The organism is Escherichia sp. WS33 (assembly GCF_046486385.1).
Classification (GTDB): domain Bacteria; phylum Pseudomonadota; class Gammaproteobacteria; order Enterobacterales; family Enterobacteriaceae; genus ECMA0423.
On sequence record NZ_JBJQLJ010000026.1, the window covers coordinates 34,702 to 50,851 of the forward strand.

Below are 16,150 nucleotides of genomic sequence, written 5' to 3' on the forward strand. Positions count from 1 at the left end.
CCTGCGAGTACCCTACAATGATAACCAATACAAAGCTTGACCCGATTGAAACCGCGTCTGTTGATGAGTTACAGGCGTTGCAAACACAACGTCTGAAATGGACGCTCAAACACGCGTATGAAAATGTCCCGATGTATCGGCGCAAATTTGACGCAGCAGGCGTACATCCTGATGATTTCAGGGAACTTTCAGATCTGCGTAAATTTCCCTGTACCACCAAACAGGATCTGCGCGACAACTATCCCTTCGACACCTTTGCCGTGCCGATGGAACAAGTGGTGCGCATTCATGCTTCTTCGGGAACCACAGGTAAACCGACAGTTGTCGGCTATACGCAAAACGATATTGATAACTGGGCCAATATTGTAGCGCGTTCCTTGCGTGCGGCAGGTGGCACGCCCAAAGACAAAATTCATGTTGCCTATGGTTACGGCCTGTTTACTGGTGGGCTGGGCGCGCACTATGGTGCCGAACGTCTGGGCGCTACGGTGATCCCGATGTCTGGTGGGCAGACGGAAAAACAAGCGCAACTGATCCGCGATTTTCAACCAGATATGATCATGGTTACGCCATCTTATTGCCTTAACCTGATTGAAGAGCTGGAGCGGCAGTTGGGCGGTGATGCCAGCGGTTGCTCGCTGCGGGTTGGAGTGTTTGGTGCTGAGCCGTGGACACAGGCCATGCGTAAAGAGATTGAACGGCGTCTGGGGATCACCGCACTGGATATTTATGGCCTGTCAGAAGTGATGGGGCCGGGGGTGGCGATGGAGTGTCTGGAAACTACCGACGGCCCAACCATTTGGGAAGATCATTTCTATCCTGAAATTGTTAATCCTCATGACGGCACACCGCTTGCCGATGGTGAACATGGCGAACTGTTATTCACCACGCTGACCAAAGAAGCATTGCCGGTCATTCGTTACCGCACGCGTGATTTAACCCGACTGTTACCAGGAACGGCGCGGACTATGCGCCGCATGGATCGCATCAGCGGACGCAGCGATGACATGTTGATCATTCGCGGTGTAAATGTCTTCCCGTCACAACTGGAAGAAGAGATTGTCAAATTCGAACATTTATCGCCCCATTACCAACTGGAGGTGAACCGCCGGGGGCATCTTGATTCACTTTCTGTGAAAGTGGAGTTGAAAGAAAGCAGCCTGACATTGACGCATGAGCAGCGTTGCCAGGTGTGCCACCAGCTGCGCCATCGGATTAAGTCGATGGTGGGGATCTCTACCGATGTGATGATCGTTAACTGTGGCAGTATCCCGCGTTCAGAAGGCAAGGCGTGTCGGGTGTTTGATCTGCGCAATATTGTTGGTGCCTGACGTGTCGTCTGGCCCTGGTGAGGTAAAGCGCCAGGGCCAGAAGTCGATACGACCTGTGCTATGATTCATAAATCACAACAATAACAACAGACTGAAGCGAATGAGTAAACTTGATACTTTTATCCAACATGCTGTAAACGCTGTTCCGGTCAGTGGCACATCTTTGATCTCCTCTCTGTATGGTGATTCGCTTTCCCATCGTGGTGGTGAAATCTGGCTTGGTAGTCTGGCTGCTTTGCTGGAAGGGCTGGGATTTGGTGAGCGTTTCGTGCGCACCGCTTTGTTTCGTCTTAATAAAGAAGGCTGGCTGGATGTTTCCCGCATCGGGCGACGCAGTTTCTATAGCCTCAGTGATAAAGGCTTGCGCCTGACGCGACGGGCAGAAAGTAAAATTTATCGCGCAGAGCAACCTGCATGGGATGGTAAATGGCTCCTGTTGCTCTCGGAAGGTTTAGATAAATCAACGCTGGCTGATGTCAAAAAGCAGTTGATCTGGCAAGGTTTTGGCGCACTGGCACCCAGCCTGATGGCATCGCCGTCGCAAAAACTGGCGGATGTACAGACACTTTTGCATGAAGCGGGGGTGGCGGATAACGTGATTTGTTTTGAAGCGCAAATACCACTGGCGCTTTCTCGTGCAGCACTGCGTGCCAGAGTGGAAGAGTGCTGGCATTTAACTGAACAAAATGCCATGTACGAAACCTTTATTCAGTCATTCCGCCCGCTGGTGCCGCTGTTAAAAGAGGCAGCAGACGAGTTAACCCCGGAGCGTGCATTTCATATTCAGCTTTTACTGATCCATTTTTATCGCCGTGTCGTCCTTAAAGACCCATTGTTGCCAGAGGAGTTGCTTCCGGCGCACTGGGCAGGGCATACGGCGCGTCAGCTGTGTATCAACATTTATCAGCGCGTAGCGCCTGCTGCTTTAGCGTTCGTTAGTGAAAAAGGTGAAACCTCGGTCGGTGAACTGCCTGCGCCGGGAAGCCTGTATTTTCAACGTTTTGGCGGTTTGAATATTGAACAGGAGGCGATATGCCAATTTACCAGATAGATGGTCTGACTCCGGTTGTGCCAGAAGAGAGTTTTGTCCATCCGACAGCGGTATTGATCGGCGATGTTATTCTAGGCAAGGGCGTTTACGTTGGGCCAAATGCCAGCCTGCGTGGCGATTTTGGTCGTATCGTGGTGAAAGATGGCGCGAACATTCAGGATAATTGCGTTATGCACGGTTTTCCCGAGCAGGATACTGTCGTGGAAGAAGATGGACATATTGGTCATAGCGCTATCCTTCATGGTTGCATTATCCGCCGCAATGCATTAGTGGGAATGAACGCGGTAGTGATGGACGGCGCGGTGATTGGCGAGAACAGCATTGTTGGCGCATCCGCATTTGTGAAAGCCAAAGCAGAAATGCCTGCCAATTACCTGATTGTCGGCAGCCCGGCGAAAGCGATTCGTGAACTCAGTGAGCAGGAGCTGGCATGGAAAAAGCAGGGTACGCATGAGTATCAGGTGCTGGTGACTCGTTGTAAGCAGACGTTGCATCAAGTTGAGCCATTGCGGGAAGTTGAACCGAACAGGAAACGTCTGGTATTTGATGAGAATCTGCGACCGAAACAGTAACGTCCAGATACTGAACATTCTAATTTTTAGCATGTGATACCTAAACCGCAACGCTGATACAGGTTGCGGTTTTTTTATTGCCGGATGCGGCGCTTTACGCGTTTTGTTTTGTGTTTTTCAGGACAATAGAGCAACTCATCCAGTAATCTTGTTTACGCCCTCGCATTATTTATCTCTTTTCGTTTCTATACTGATTTTTCTTAATCCGTTTTATTACAGGGCAGGGTGCGATGAGCAGCAATACATTTACTCTCGGTACAAAATCCGTTAACCGTCTTGGTTATGGCGCGATGCAACTGGCAGGTCCTGGGGTTTTTGGTCCCCCAAGAGATCGCCACGTCGCTATAACTGTGCTGCGCGAGGCGCTGGCATTGGGCGTCAATCACATTGATACCAGCGACTTTTATGGTCCGCACGTCACCAATCAGATTATCCGCGAAGCGCTTTATCCTTACTCTGACGACCTGACAATTGTCACTAAAATTGGTGCGCGGCGTGGAGAGGACGCTTCCTGGTTGCCCGCCTTTTCTCCGGCAGAGTTGCAAAAAGCGGTGCACGATAATCTACGTAATCTCGGCCTGGACGTACTGGATGTGGTTAACCTGCGCGTTATGATGGGAGATGGTCATGGCCCAGCGGAAGGATCGATTGAGGCCAGCCTGACCGTGCTGGCAGAGATGCAACAACAAGGCCTGGTAAAACATATTGGCCTGAGCAACGTCACACCGACGCAGGTTGCAGAGGCGCGCAAGATTGCCGAAATTGTCTGTGTGCAAAACGAATACAACATCGCGCACCGTGCTGATGATGCAATGATTGATGCTTTGGCCCACGATGGCATTGCCTACGTGCCGTTCTTCCCGCTCGGGGGCTTTACACCGCTGCAATCCTCTACGCTGTCGGATGTTGCTGCGAGCCTGGGTGCAACACCCATGCAGGTGGCGCTGGCGTGGCTGTTACAACGTTCACCGAATATTTTGCTGATCCCAGGGACGTCTTCTGTTGCGCATTTACGGGAGAATATGGCTGCTGAAAAATTGCATCTTTCTGAGGAAGTGTTGTCTACGTTGGATGGTATTTCGCGAGAATAACGAATATACAAAAGGGAAAGATGCATTTCCCTTTTGTTTCTTTTTTAATGGCATGGAGTGCATATGTTTAAGCCCAGGATTTGCAGCTGGATAGGTTTACTTCCCCTGTTTATGCTGAGTCTTCCAGTACAGGCGGAACTTCGATGTGTTGCAAATGCAGTTGATATTGAACCATTTTTTTCTGCAGCTACCGCTGAAGATAAACAACAAGTTGAACAAGCTATCAACAGTAGCGTGAATCTTGTCCCCTTCGGTTTATCTGCATCGGACTGGAAAGTGCATCGTGGCGATTTAGTGGTAGAAGGTAATATAGAGAGTAATCAAAAATTGATTGTTCTTGGCAATTTGACAGTCAAAGGTAATATTTCCACTTTCTCTCTTTCTAATCCATGGGTTATTCTCGGTAACGTGACGGCAACGAATATAGTTACGGATTCACCACTGTTAATTACCGGTTCGATAAATGCAAGTGGACTGGTATTTATCGACTCATATTACGATAATCCGTCTACGATTAAGGGGGTATTAATGCGCGTGGGATATTTATCAATGACATAATTGCACCTGTTGTTGCGTCTTCGACAAATAGTGAATTCATGGTCCGTGCGAGTGACAAAAATGACACTGAAAATGTCAAAAAAGCGCTGATGATAATAAATCCTGATGCATATTATTGGGGTCTAATAAATGATGAAGATGCTCTGAAAGAAATTTTTAAGCGAAGCAATATTCGCATGGCAGGGAATGTCTGTAATCAGATGAAAAAAGAAGCGCTGTTTCGCCCTAAGCCTTCTCCTGAGTTAGTGCAGGAATTGCAAATGCTGGATGAAGGCAACGTTGCTGCATTTGAAGGACGAGATATTGCGACATTTGATCTTGCCATAATGCGAACTCTCCCAAGGCTTAAAGGAATTTCAGCTAACCTACGCAAACAACTTATTAATAGCAATGATGAACAAACGATTGAAAGTATGGCGAGATATATGCCTGACAATGAGATTCTGGAGTTGACCGATCAGCAATTGGGTTACCAGCCTGTTGTTCTGGGGTTGCTCGACCGTGAACCGCTCTCTGTCGAAATAATGACGCGAATGAGTCGTCTACCTGATGGTGTCGGTCCGTTGAATCTTGCGCTACGTGAAAATCTCCCTCTGGATATCGTAATGACTCTGGCGAAAAGAGATTGGGATATGATCATTCAGGAGCTTTATAAAGATGCGTGGTTATTGCCTGAATCCATTATTGATGGCTATATCCGCAGTGATGATTCCTCTATTCGTCAGGTCGGTGCTGGAGGACAACTCACCTACAATCAGGCAATGCAGTTGGCGAACGATTCATCAAACAATGTTGTCACAAGCTTAACGTTCAAGCTGGCAGAGATGAAACACCATGGTCAATTATTGCGGATGACGCCACAAGAGAGTGACAAAGTTGCAGCCTATTTATACCAAAAATTCGAGAATGACGATGATCTAATACGTGTGTTATTTTTAGCATTGCCAGATAACTTACAGTTTAATTTTGTTAAAAGGATGGAGAAAAAATCCCCTGCCTACTTTTGCTGTCGGGATATGCAGGTAATTCACTCTGACGCTGCTTTACAACGGTTATTGACACGTTTCAACGATCCTGAGGGGTGGAGTAATCTGGCGAAAAATCAGTATCTGAGCACGTCGATGAAACAAAAAATTTGGCAACGTGCTTTATCGCATCGGAAAAATAATCCGAAAGCAGATTCAGCTGCGTATGAAACCAGCGCTGATATGATTTTGTCTGAGCTTATCAGCCACGGTGAAGTTGATGACCAGATGCTATTAAATGCCACCGCCCTGATACGTTTGGAAGACTGGGACTTTTTAGAGAGTGCATTAGTTAGTTGGGATAATTTACCCGCTGTTGTCCTCAAGGAATTACAGCAAAATACGCCACGCAATGATATTTGGGCGAAGTTTTTTCTGAGGCAGGAAAACAGCTCCCGTGCGCAGGTTGATGAAGCATTACGCGTCTATTATGCACTCGACCCCGATGCGTTAGCACAACTGGATGTACTGGCAAAACAACCGGATCGTATATGGTGGAGTACACTGGCGAAAAGCAATCTCACATTTTTCAAGTTCGGCGCACTTAACAACCGCCACACACCGCCTGCAGTACTGGCGGCAGAAATTGATCCCGAGTGGTGGATTGTGGCGATGAATAATCCCCGTTTTCCAGTTGATGTATTAAAGGCGAGGCTGAAACGTGATCCTTTGCTGGCGTTAGAGCTTGTTAACCCTGAACTGGATTTAGTCCGCCAGCTGGCGCTTAACGGTAAGACGCGCGCAATACGGGAACAAGCGATGAGAAAACTTGATGAGTTGTATTGATCCACAACGTAATATTTCTTAACCCTTTGATTAATTGGGGATAATTATTCCTGACAGTGAGTCCCCAATACCTTGATATATTCTGAATTTTTAATGAAGCGGCGTGTTGCGATATCTCCGTCAGGGGAATTGATGCACCATAGCGCAAACCGAATTATCAAGGATTGATAATGACGCTCTACCAGATAAAACCGCTCTTTCAGTCGCTGTTAAGGCCGACGATGTTTTGGCTTTACAAGCACCACGTTACAGCGAATCACATCACTCTTGCTGCACTGGCGCTTTCTCTTCTTACCGGATTGCTGTTGGTGTTGGTGGCACAACCCATCCTCTTTTTGCTATTGCCCATCGTGCTTTTTATCCGTATGGCGCTCAATGCGCTGGATGGCATGTTGGCGCGTGAGTGCAATCAGCAAACACGTCTGGGGGCGATTTTGAATGAAACTGGCGATGTTATTTCCGATATTGCGCTCTATTTACCGTTTTTATTTTTACCGGAAAGTAACGCATTACTCGTAATACTCATGTTATTTTGCACCATATTGACTGAGTTTTGTGGTTTACTCGCGCAGACAATTAACGGTATTCGCAGTTATGCCGGTCCATTCGGCAAAAGCGATCGTGCGTTAATATTTGGGTTGTGGGGGCTGGCCGTTTCCATTTATCCACAGTGGATGCAATGGAATAATCTTTTATGGAGCATTGCTTCAATTCTGCTTCTCTGGACTGCGATTAATCGTTGTCGGAGTGTGCTTTTTATGAGTGCTGAAAGATAATGCTGGAAAAATCTCTGGCAACACTTTTCGCGTTGTTAATTTTAGCAACGCTGATAAACCGTTTTCTGCTATGGCGGTTACCGGAGAGAAAAGGGGGTGAGGTTACATTACGTATTCGTACCTGGTGGGGCATCGTCATTTGTTTTTCACTGGTGATTTCAGGTCCACGCTGGATGACGTTGACGTTTTTTGCGCTGATAAGTTTTCTGGCATTGAAAGAATATTGTACGCTTATATCCATACATTTTCCGCGGTGGTTATATTGGGTTATTCCTCTTAACTATTTGCTTATCGGTTTTAATTGCTTTGAGCTGTTTCTGTTATTTATACCTTTGTCTGGGTTTCTGATATCAGCCACCTGGCGAGTTTTTGTGGGTGAACCCTCCGGTTTTCTGCATACCGTGAGCGCTATTTTTTGGGGCTGGATAATGACCGTTTTCGCCTTGAGTCATGCCGCCTGGTTATTAATGTTTCCATCCATGAATATCCAGGGCGGGGCGTTACTGGTGTTATTTCTTTTGGCATTAACCGAGTCAAACGATATTGCACAGTATTTATGGGGAAAATCCTGCGGCAGAAGAAAAGTGGTCCCCAAAGTCAGCCCGGGAAAAACGCTGGAGGGTCTGGTGGGGGGCGTCATCACCACCATGATTGCGTCACTGATTATTGGACCGTTGCTGACACCGCTAAATACATTACAGGCATTATTAGCGGGTTTGTTAATTGGTATTAGTGGTTTTTGCGGCGATGTCGTGATGTCAGCCATCAAACGAGATATTGGTGTTAAAGATAGTGGAAAACTATTACCAGGACATGGCGGACTCCTTGACAGGATTGACTCATTAATTTTCACCGCTCCGGTATTTTTTTATTTTATTCGCTACAGCTGTTACTGAAGGAAAATAGAGAAAATGGAAAATTCACGCATCCCTGGGGAACATTTTTTTACCACCAGTGATAATACAGCGTTGTTTTATCGGCACTGGCCCGCTTTACAGCCCGGGGCGAAAAAGGTCATCGTCTTATTTCATCGGGGTCATGAACATTCTGGTCGTCTACAACATCTCGTTGATGAACTGGCGATGCCAGATACTGCTTTTTATGCATGGGATGCCCGGGGGCATGGAAAAACTTCGGGGCCGCGTGGTTATAGCCCATCTCTTGCGCGTTCAGTGCAGGATGTCGATGAATTTGTCCGTTTTGCTGCCAGCGACAGCCAGGTTGGACTGGAAGAGGTGGTTGTGATCGCGCAAAGCGTCGGCGCAGTGCTGGTTGCCACATGGGTTCATGATTATGCGCCTGCAATTCGCGGGCTGGTGCTGGCTTCTCCGGCCTTTAAGGTTAAATTGTATGTGCCGCTGGCACGTCCTGCGCTGGCGTTATGGCATCGTCTGCGTGGTCTGTTTTTTATTAATTCCTATGTGAAAGGACGCTATTTGACCCACGATCGGCAACGGGTGGCGAGTTTCAATAATGATCCGCTGATCACACGGGCGATTGCCGTCAATATCTTGCTCGATCTCTATAAAACGTCTGAACGTATTGTTAGCGATGCGGCGGCGATTACGCTCCCCACGCAACTTCTGATATCAGGCGATGACTATGTGGTGCATCGCCAACCGCAGATCGATTTTTATCAGCGTTTACGTAGCCCTCTCAAAGAGCTGCATCTGCTGCCAGGCTTTTATCACGACACGTTGGGTGAAGAGAACAGGGCGCTGGCATTTGAAAAAATGCAAAGCTTTATTAGTCATTTATATGCTAACAAATCGCAAAAATTTGATTATCAGCATGAAGACTGCACAGGACCATCAGCGGATCGATGGCGGCTACTTTCTGGTGGACCCGTGCCATTATCGCCGGTTGATTTGGCGTATCGCTTTATGCGTATGGCGATGAAATTGTTCGGGGCGCACTCTGCGGGCCTGCATCTCGGAATGAGCACCGGCTTTGATTCAGGCAGTTCGCTGGATTATGTCTATCAAAATCAACCACAAGGTAGTAACGCATTCGGGCGTTTAGTCGACAAAATCTACCTGAACAGTGTTGGCTGGCGCGGTATTCGCCAGCGCAAAACCCATTTACAAATGCTGATTAAACAAGCCGTTGCCGATCTCCACGCCAAAGGTTTAGCCATCCGCGTGGTTGACATTGCCGCAGGGCATGGGCGCTATGTACTGGATGCGCTGGAGAATGAACCTGCCGTATGCGATATTTTGTTACGTGATTACAGTGAGTTAAATGTTGCACAGGGGCAAGAGATGATTGCCCAACGGGGAATGTCTGGGCAGGTGCGTTTTGAACAGGGCGATGCGTTTAACCCGGAGGAACTCAGCGCGTTAACTCCGCGGCCTACGCTGGCGATTGTCTCTGGCCTGTATGAGCTTTTTCCCGAAAATGAGCAGGTAAAAAACTCCCTCGCAGGTCTTGCCAATGCCATCGAACCGGGTGGCATTCTCATCTACACCGGGCAGCCGTGGCACCCACAACTGGAGCTGATTGCCGGGGTGTTAACCAGTCATAAAGATGGTAAACCGTGGGTGATGCGCGTGCGTTCGCAAGGGGAGATGGATTCACTCGTGCGTGATGCCGGATTTGATAAATGCACACAACGGATTGATGAGTGGGGTATTTTTACGGTTTCGATGGCGGTGCGTCGTGATAACTGAACGTCGGAACGTATTGCTACAAGGCGCTGGCTGGTTATTGTTGCTGGCCCCGTTTTTCTTCTTCACCTATGGATCTCTTAATCAGTTCACCGCGGTTCAGGACCTTAACAGCCATGATATCCCCAGTCAGGTATTCGGTTGGGAAACGGCGATCCCTTTTCTTCCCTGGACTATTGTTCCTTACTGGAGTCTGGATCTTTTATATGGATTTTCGCTGTTCGTTTGTAGCACGACATTCGAACAGCGCCGACTTGTCCACCGGCTTATTCTGGCAACGGTAATGGCCTGCTGCGGTTTTTTGCTCTATCCGCTGAAGTTTAGTTTTATCCGTCCTGAAGTGAGTGGGGTGACGGGATGGCTATTTTCGCAACTTGAACTGTTTGATCTGCCTTATAACCAGTCTCCTTCGCTGCATATTATTCTCTGCTGGCTACTTTGGCGTCACTTTCGTCAGCATCTGGCTGAGAGGTGGCGTAAAGTCTGTGGCGGATGGTTTTTACTCATCGCTATTTCTACTCTGACGACCTGGCAGCATCATTTTATTGATGTCATCACAGGGCTGGCGGTAGGTATGTTGATTGACTGGATGGTGCCCGTCGATCGTCGTTGGAATTATCAGAAACCTGATCAACGTCGAATCAAAATAGCACTGCCATATGTCGTAGGCGCGGGCTCGTGCATTGTGTTGATGGAGCTAATGGTGATGATTCAGTTATGGTGGTCAGTCTGGTTATGTTGGCCAGTATTATCGCTACTCATTATTGGCCGTGGGTACGGTGGGCTTGGCGCGATAACAACAGGGAAAGATAGTCAGGGGAAACTCCCGCCCGCCGTTTACTGGCTGACATTGCCCTGCCGCATCGGGATGTGGCTGTCTATGCGTTGGTTTTGTCGTCGCCTGGAGCCGGTGAGCAAAATGACTGCTGGTGTTTATTTAGGGGCGTTTCCACGACATATTCCGGCACAGAATGCGGTTCTGGACGTCACCTTTGAATTCCCTCGCGGACGAGCGACAAAAGATCGACTCTATTTCTGTGTACCGATGCTGGATCTGGTGGTTCCGGAAGAGGGGGAGCTCCGACAGGCCGTGGCGATGCTGGAAACATTACGCGAAGAGCAAGGCAGCGTTCTGGTCCATTGCGCGTTGGGATTATCGCGCAGTGCGCTGGTAGTGGCGGCATGGTTGTTATGTTACGGACACTGTAAAACCGTTGATGAAGCGATTAGTTATATTCGAGCCAGACGTTCGCATATTGTGCTTAAGGAAGATCACAAAGCGATGCTGAAATTATGGGAAAACAGGTAAGTGGATTGAGATGTGGACTGAACTACAGTCCACATCAAGATCGTGTCCGGTTATGCAGCAACAATGCTGTCGATGGCCGCTTTCGCGTCAGACTGCGCTTTCGCTGCCATTTCCGGACCGTATGCGATCCCTTCGGCGAAGACAAATTTCACATCGGTAATGCCGATAAAGCCGAGGAACGTGGACAGATACGGCGTCACCAGGTCCGTTGGTCCATCTTTGTGGATCCCACCGCGGCTGGTAATAACGATGGCTTTTTTACCCGTTACCAGACCTTCCGGACCGTTCTCGGTATAGCGGAAAGTAACGCCTGCGCGTGCAACCAGGTCAAAATAGTTTTTCAACTGAGTTGAGATGTTGAAGTTATACATCGGTGCCGCAATAACGATAACGTCGTGGGCTTTCAGCTCGGCAATCAGCTCATCGGAAAGCGCCAGAGCTTCCTGCTGACGCGGAGTCAGCGGCGCATCGCTCGGACGCAGTGCACCAACCAGTTCGCCATCCAGTACCGGAATCGGATTTGCAGCCAGGTCGCGAACGGTGATTTCATCAGCGGAGTGCTTTTCGCGCCATTGTTCAACAAAATAATCGGACAACTGATTAGACTGAGAGTACCCTGCCAGGATGCTGGATTTAAGAACTAATACCTTGCTCATGGTGTTTCCTTATAGATGTTTGAATGGGCGATGCCCCGTTGCTTGCTGACACTTTATTCACAATCCTGCCACAGAGATAGCGCAATAAATCGAAGCCTATGTTCGAATTTATTGAACAACGCATAGAAAGCCGCGATGTGGTACTCTATATCTATCATTTAAAAGAAAATTAATCAGGCAGACTACTGCCCACTAACGTTATGACAGAACAACAAAAATTGACCTTTACGGCCTTGCAGCAGCGGCTGGATTCGCTGATGCCGCGCGACAGACTGCGTTTTTCTCGGCGTCTGCACGGTGTTAAGAAGGTTAAAAATCCTGATGCACAACAGGCCATTTTCCAGGAGATGGCGAAAGAGATTGACCAGGCGGCAGGGAAAGTCCTGCTGCGTGAAGCGGCACGACCGGAAATTACTTATCCTGACAATTTACCGGTTAGTCAGAAAAAACAGGACATTCTCGAAGCGATTCGTGATCACCAGGTGGTGATCGTCGCCGGGGAAACGGGTTCTGGTAAAACGACTCAGTTACCGAAAATCTGTATGGAGCTGGGGCGCGGGGTTAAAGGGCTGATCGGCCATACCCAGCCGCGTCGCCTGGCGGCAAGAACGGTGGCGAACCGTATTGCGGAAGAGCTGAAAACGGAGCCGGGCGGTTGCATCGGTTACAAAGTGCGTTTCAGCGATCACGTTAGTGATAACACGATGGTCAAGCTGATGACCGACGGTATCCTGCTGGCGGAGATCCAGCAAGACCGCCTGCTGATGCAGTACGACACCATCATTATTGACGAAGCACACGAACGCAGCCTGAATATCGATTTTCTGCTCGGCTATTTGAAAGAGTTGCTGCCGCGGCGTCCTGACCTAAAAATCATTATCACTTCCGCGACTATCGACCCGGAACGCTTTTCGCGCCACTTTAATAATGCGCCGATTATCGAAGTCTCCGGTCGGACCTATCCGGTGGAAGTGCGCTATCGACCGATTGTTGAAGAAGCCGACGACACCGAGCGCGATCAGTTGCAGGCGATTTTTGACGCCGTAGACGAACTGAGTCAGGAAAGCCCTGGCGACATTCTGATCTTTATGAGTGGTGAGCGGGAAATTCGCGATACCGCCGATGCGCTGAACAAGCTAAATCTGCGTCATACCGAAATCTTGCCGCTTTATGCGCGGCTTTCGAACAGCGAACAGAACCGCGTGTTCCAGTCGCACAGCGGACGGCGCATTGTGCTGGCGACCAACGTCGCGGAAACCTCGCTGACCGTACCGGGGATTAAATACGTTATCGACCCCGGTACAGCACGTATCAGCCGCTACAGCTATCGCACCAAAGTGCAGCGTTTGCCGATTGAACCCATTTCGCAGGCGTCTGCCAATCAGCGTAAAGGCCGCTGTGGGCGTGTGTCCGAAGGGATCTGTATTCGTCTCTATTCCGAAGACGATTTCCTTTCGCGCCCGGAGTTTACCGATCCGGAGATTCTGCGTACCAACCTGGCCTCGGTTATTTTGCAGATGACCGCGCTGGGGCTGGGCGATATCGCTGCGTTCCCGTTTGTCGAAGCACCGGATAAACGCAATATCCAGGATGGCGTGCGTCTGCTCGAAGAACTGGGCGCGATCACCACGGATGAACAGGCCAGCGCCTATAAACTGACGCCGCTCGGTCGCCAGCTCTCGCAGTTGCCTGTCGATCCACGTCTGGCGCGTATGGTGCTGGAAGCGCAAAAACATGGCTGCGTGCGTGAGGCGATGATTATCACGTCCGCGCTTTCCATTCAGGATCCGCGCGAGCGTCCGATGGATAAACAGCAGGCATCGGACGAAAAACATCGTCGCTTCCACGACAAAGAGTCTGACTTCCTCGCGTTTGTGAATCTGTGGAATTATCTTGGCGAGCAGCAAAAGGCGCTTTCTTCCAACGCCTTCCGTCGCCTGTGTCGTACCGATTATCTCAACTATCTGCGCGTGCGCGAATGGCAGGATATCTACACCCAGTTGCGCCAGGTGGTGAAAGAACTTGGCATTCCGGTTAACAGCGAACCGGCGGAGTATCGCGAAATTCACATTGCGTTGCTGACGGGTTTACTTTCCCATATCGGCATGAAAGATGCCGATAAACAAGAATATACCGGCGCACGTAACGCGCGTTTCTCCATCTTTCCCGGTTCTGGTTTATTCAAAAAACCGCCGAAATGGGTAATGGTGGCGGAACTGGTAGAAACCAGCCGCCTGTGGGGGCGCATTGCTGCGCGTATCGACCCGGAATGGGTGGAGCCTGTCGCTCAGCATTTGATTAAACGCACCTACAGCGAACCTCACTGGGAACGGGCGCAGGGCGCGGTGATGGCAACGGAAAAAGTCACTGTTTATGGTTTGCCGATTGTTGCCGCGCGCAAGGTCAACTACAGCCAGATCGATCCGGCGTTATGCCGTGAACTCTTTATTCGCCATGCGCTGGTGGAAGGTGACTGGCAGACGCGTCACGCATTCTTCCGTGAAAACCTGAAACTGCGGGCCGAAGTGGAAGAGCTGGAACACAAATCACGTCGCCGCGATATTCTGGTTGATGACGAAACGTTGTTTGAGTTCTACGACCAGCGCATCAGCCACGATGTGATCTCTGCACGCCACTTCGACAGCTGGTGGAAAAAAGTCAGCCGCGAAACCCCTGATTTGCTCAACTTTGAAAAAAGCATGTTGATCAAAGAGGGCGCAGAAAAAATCAGCAAGCTGGATTACCCGAACTTCTGGCATCAGGGCAATCTCAAGCTGCGTTTGAGCTATCAGTTTGAGCCCGGCGCGGATGCTGACGGTGTGACCGTACATATTCCGCTGCCGTTACTTAACCAGGTTGAGGAAAGCGGGTTTGAATGGCAGATCCCCGGTCTGCGCCGCGAACTGGTGATTGCTCTGATTAAATCGTTGCCGAAACCGGTACGCCGTAATTTTGTACCCGCACCAAACTACGCCGAAGCGTTTTTAGGCCGCGTCACACCGCTGGAGTTACCGTTGCTCGACAGCCTTGAGCGCGAGTTACGGCGGATGACCGGTGTTACCGTTGACCGCGAAGACTGGCACTGGGATCAGGTGCCCGATCACCTGAAAATCACCTTCCGCGTGGTGGACGACAAAAATAAGAAGCTAAAAGAAGGGCGCTCATTACAGGATCTGAAAGATGCGCTGAAAGGCAAAGTGCAGGAAACGCTGTCCGCGGTGGCGGATGACGGTATCGAGCAGAGCGGGCTGCATATCTGGAGCTTTGGGCAACTGCCGGAAAGCTACGAACAGAAGCGCGGCAACTATAAAGTGAAGGCGTGGCCGGCGCTGGTGGATGAACGTGACAGTGTGGCGATCAAACTGTTTGATAACCCGCTGGAGCAAAAACAGGCAATGTGGAACGGTCTTCGCCGTCTACTGCTGCTAAATATTCCCTCGCCGATCAAGTATTTACATGAGAAGTTACCAAACAAAGCCAAGCTTGGACTGTACTTTAACCCGTATGGCAAAGTGCTGGAGCTGATCGACGACTGTATCTCCTGCGGTGTGGATCAACTGATCGACGCCAATGGTGGCCCGGTCTGGACGGAAGAAGGCTTTGCTGCGCTGCATGAGAAAGTGCGTGCCGAACTGAACGACACGGTGGTAGATATTGCGAAGCAGGTCGAGCAAATTCTTACGGCAGTGTTCAATATCAACAAACGTCTGAAAGGGCGGGTGGATATGACCATGGCACTGGGGCTTTCTGACATTAAAGCGCAGATGGGCGGGTTGGTATATCGCGGATTTGTCACTGGTAACGGCTTCAAACGGCTGGGCGACACGCTGCGATATTTGCAGGCGATTGAAAAACGGCTGGAAAAACTGGCGGTTGATCCACATCGCGACCGTGCTCAGATGCTGAAAGTCGAAAACGTCCAGCAGGCGTGGCAGCAATGGATCAACAAACTGCCGCCTGCACGTCGTGAGGATGAAGACGTGAAAGAGATCCGTTGGATGATAGAAGAGTTGCGCGTTAGTTACTTCGCTCAACAACTTGGTACGCCTTATCCGATTTCAGATAAGCGTATTTTGCAGGCGATGGAGCAGATTAGCGGTTAACCCTGCTATTTGCCTGATAAAGAAAAAACCCGGTAAGCATTTAGCGCCGGGTTTTTTATTAATTCTAAAACGGTAAGGGTAAAAATTCAGGAATTCAGAAAAATACAATTCTCTGCTGCAAGATGAATAATGTTTATCTACAGCATTTCCTTAAAAGATATGTCAGGCTTGCGGAGTGGCGGTTAAGGACATACGACTTCCTCCTTTCAGAGTGCTCCGCTTCTCA

The 16,150-nt window shown here is 49.4% G+C and carries 10 protein-coding genes and 1 pseudogene; 10 read left to right on the top strand and 1 reads right to left on the bottom strand.

The window, feature by feature from the left end; genetic code table 11:
- Positions 1 to 17: 17 nt before the first annotated feature.
- The 9 genes and pseudogenes from paaK to ACJHXA_RS18630 all read left to right on the top strand — a co-directional run bounded on the left by paaK (position 18) and on the right by ACJHXA_RS18630 (position 11,165).
- Complete coding sequence (gene paaK, locus ACJHXA_RS18590; protein WP_000632286.1) at positions 18 to 1,331, top strand: phenylacetate--CoA ligase PaaK; 1,314 nt, start codon at positions 18 to 20, stop codon at positions 1,329 to 1,331.
- Between the two features lie 100 nt (positions 1,332 to 1,431).
- The gene (gene paaX / locus ACJHXA_RS18595; protein WP_000039886.1) at positions 1,432 to 2,382 is read left to right on the top strand and encodes a phenylacetic acid degradation operon negative regulatory protein PaaX; all 951 of its coding nucleotides are present in this window, start codon (positions 1,432 to 1,434) and stop codon (positions 2,380 to 2,382) included.
- The gene (paaY, locus tag ACJHXA_RS18600; RefSeq protein ID WP_001123454.1) at positions 2,364 to 2,954 is read left to right on the top strand and encodes a phenylacetic acid degradation protein PaaY; all 591 of its coding nucleotides are present in this window, start codon (positions 2,364 to 2,366) and stop codon (positions 2,952 to 2,954) included. The genes paaX and paaY overlap by 19 nt, the downstream gene beginning before the upstream one ends.
- 230 nt (positions 2,955 to 3,184) lie before the next feature.
- A complete protein-coding gene (gene pdxI / locus ACJHXA_RS18605) occupies positions 3,185 to 4,045 on the top strand; it encodes a pyridoxine 4-dehydrogenase (protein ID WP_000097801.1) in 861 nt (286 codons plus the stop codon).
- A 63-nt stretch (positions 4,046 to 4,108) separates the two neighbouring features.
- Positions 4,109 to 6,414: pseudogene (locus ACJHXA_RS18610) on the top strand (DUF2773 domain-containing bactofilin).
- Positions 6,415 to 6,584: 170 nt separating this feature from the next.
- Entirely contained in the window at positions 6,585 to 7,190 is a 606-nt protein-coding gene (locus ACJHXA_RS18615; protein WP_000177536.1) for a CDP-alcohol phosphatidyltransferase family protein, read from the top strand.
- Positions 7,190 to 8,086, top strand: a complete 897-nt coding sequence (locus ACJHXA_RS18620) for a phosphatidate cytidylyltransferase (RefSeq protein WP_000890935.1) — start codon at positions 7,190 to 7,192, stop codon at positions 8,084 to 8,086. Before ACJHXA_RS18615 ends, ACJHXA_RS18620 begins: the two co-directional genes overlap by 1 nt.
- 15 nt (positions 8,087 to 8,101) lie before the next feature.
- The gene (locus tag ACJHXA_RS18625) at positions 8,102 to 9,859 is read left to right on the top strand and encodes a bifunctional alpha/beta hydrolase/class I SAM-dependent methyltransferase (protein WP_000431860.1); all 1,758 of its coding nucleotides are present in this window, start codon (positions 8,102 to 8,104) and stop codon (positions 9,857 to 9,859) included.
- Entirely contained in the window at positions 9,849 to 11,165 is a 1,317-nt protein-coding gene (locus ACJHXA_RS18630) for a phosphatase PAP2/dual specificity phosphatase family protein (protein WP_000627376.1), read from the top strand. Before ACJHXA_RS18625 ends, ACJHXA_RS18630 begins: the two co-directional genes overlap by 11 nt.
- A gap of 50 nt (positions 11,166 to 11,215) precedes the next feature.
- Here ACJHXA_RS18630 and azoR read toward each other — a convergent pair whose 3' ends face one another.
- On the bottom strand, positions 11,216 to 11,821 hold the full coding sequence (gene azoR, locus ACJHXA_RS18635; protein WP_000048948.1) for an FMN-dependent NADH-azoreductase: 606 nt from the start codon (positions 11,819 to 11,821) through the stop codon (positions 11,216 to 11,218).
- A gap of 200 nt (positions 11,822 to 12,021) precedes the next feature.
- Between azoR and hrpA the strand changes: the two genes are divergently transcribed.
- Positions 12,022 to 15,924, top strand: a complete 3,903-nt coding sequence (gene hrpA, locus ACJHXA_RS18640; protein ID WP_000139614.1) for an ATP-dependent RNA helicase HrpA — start codon at positions 12,022 to 12,024, stop codon at positions 15,922 to 15,924.
- The last annotated feature ends 226 nt before the right edge of the window (positions 15,925 to 16,150 follow it).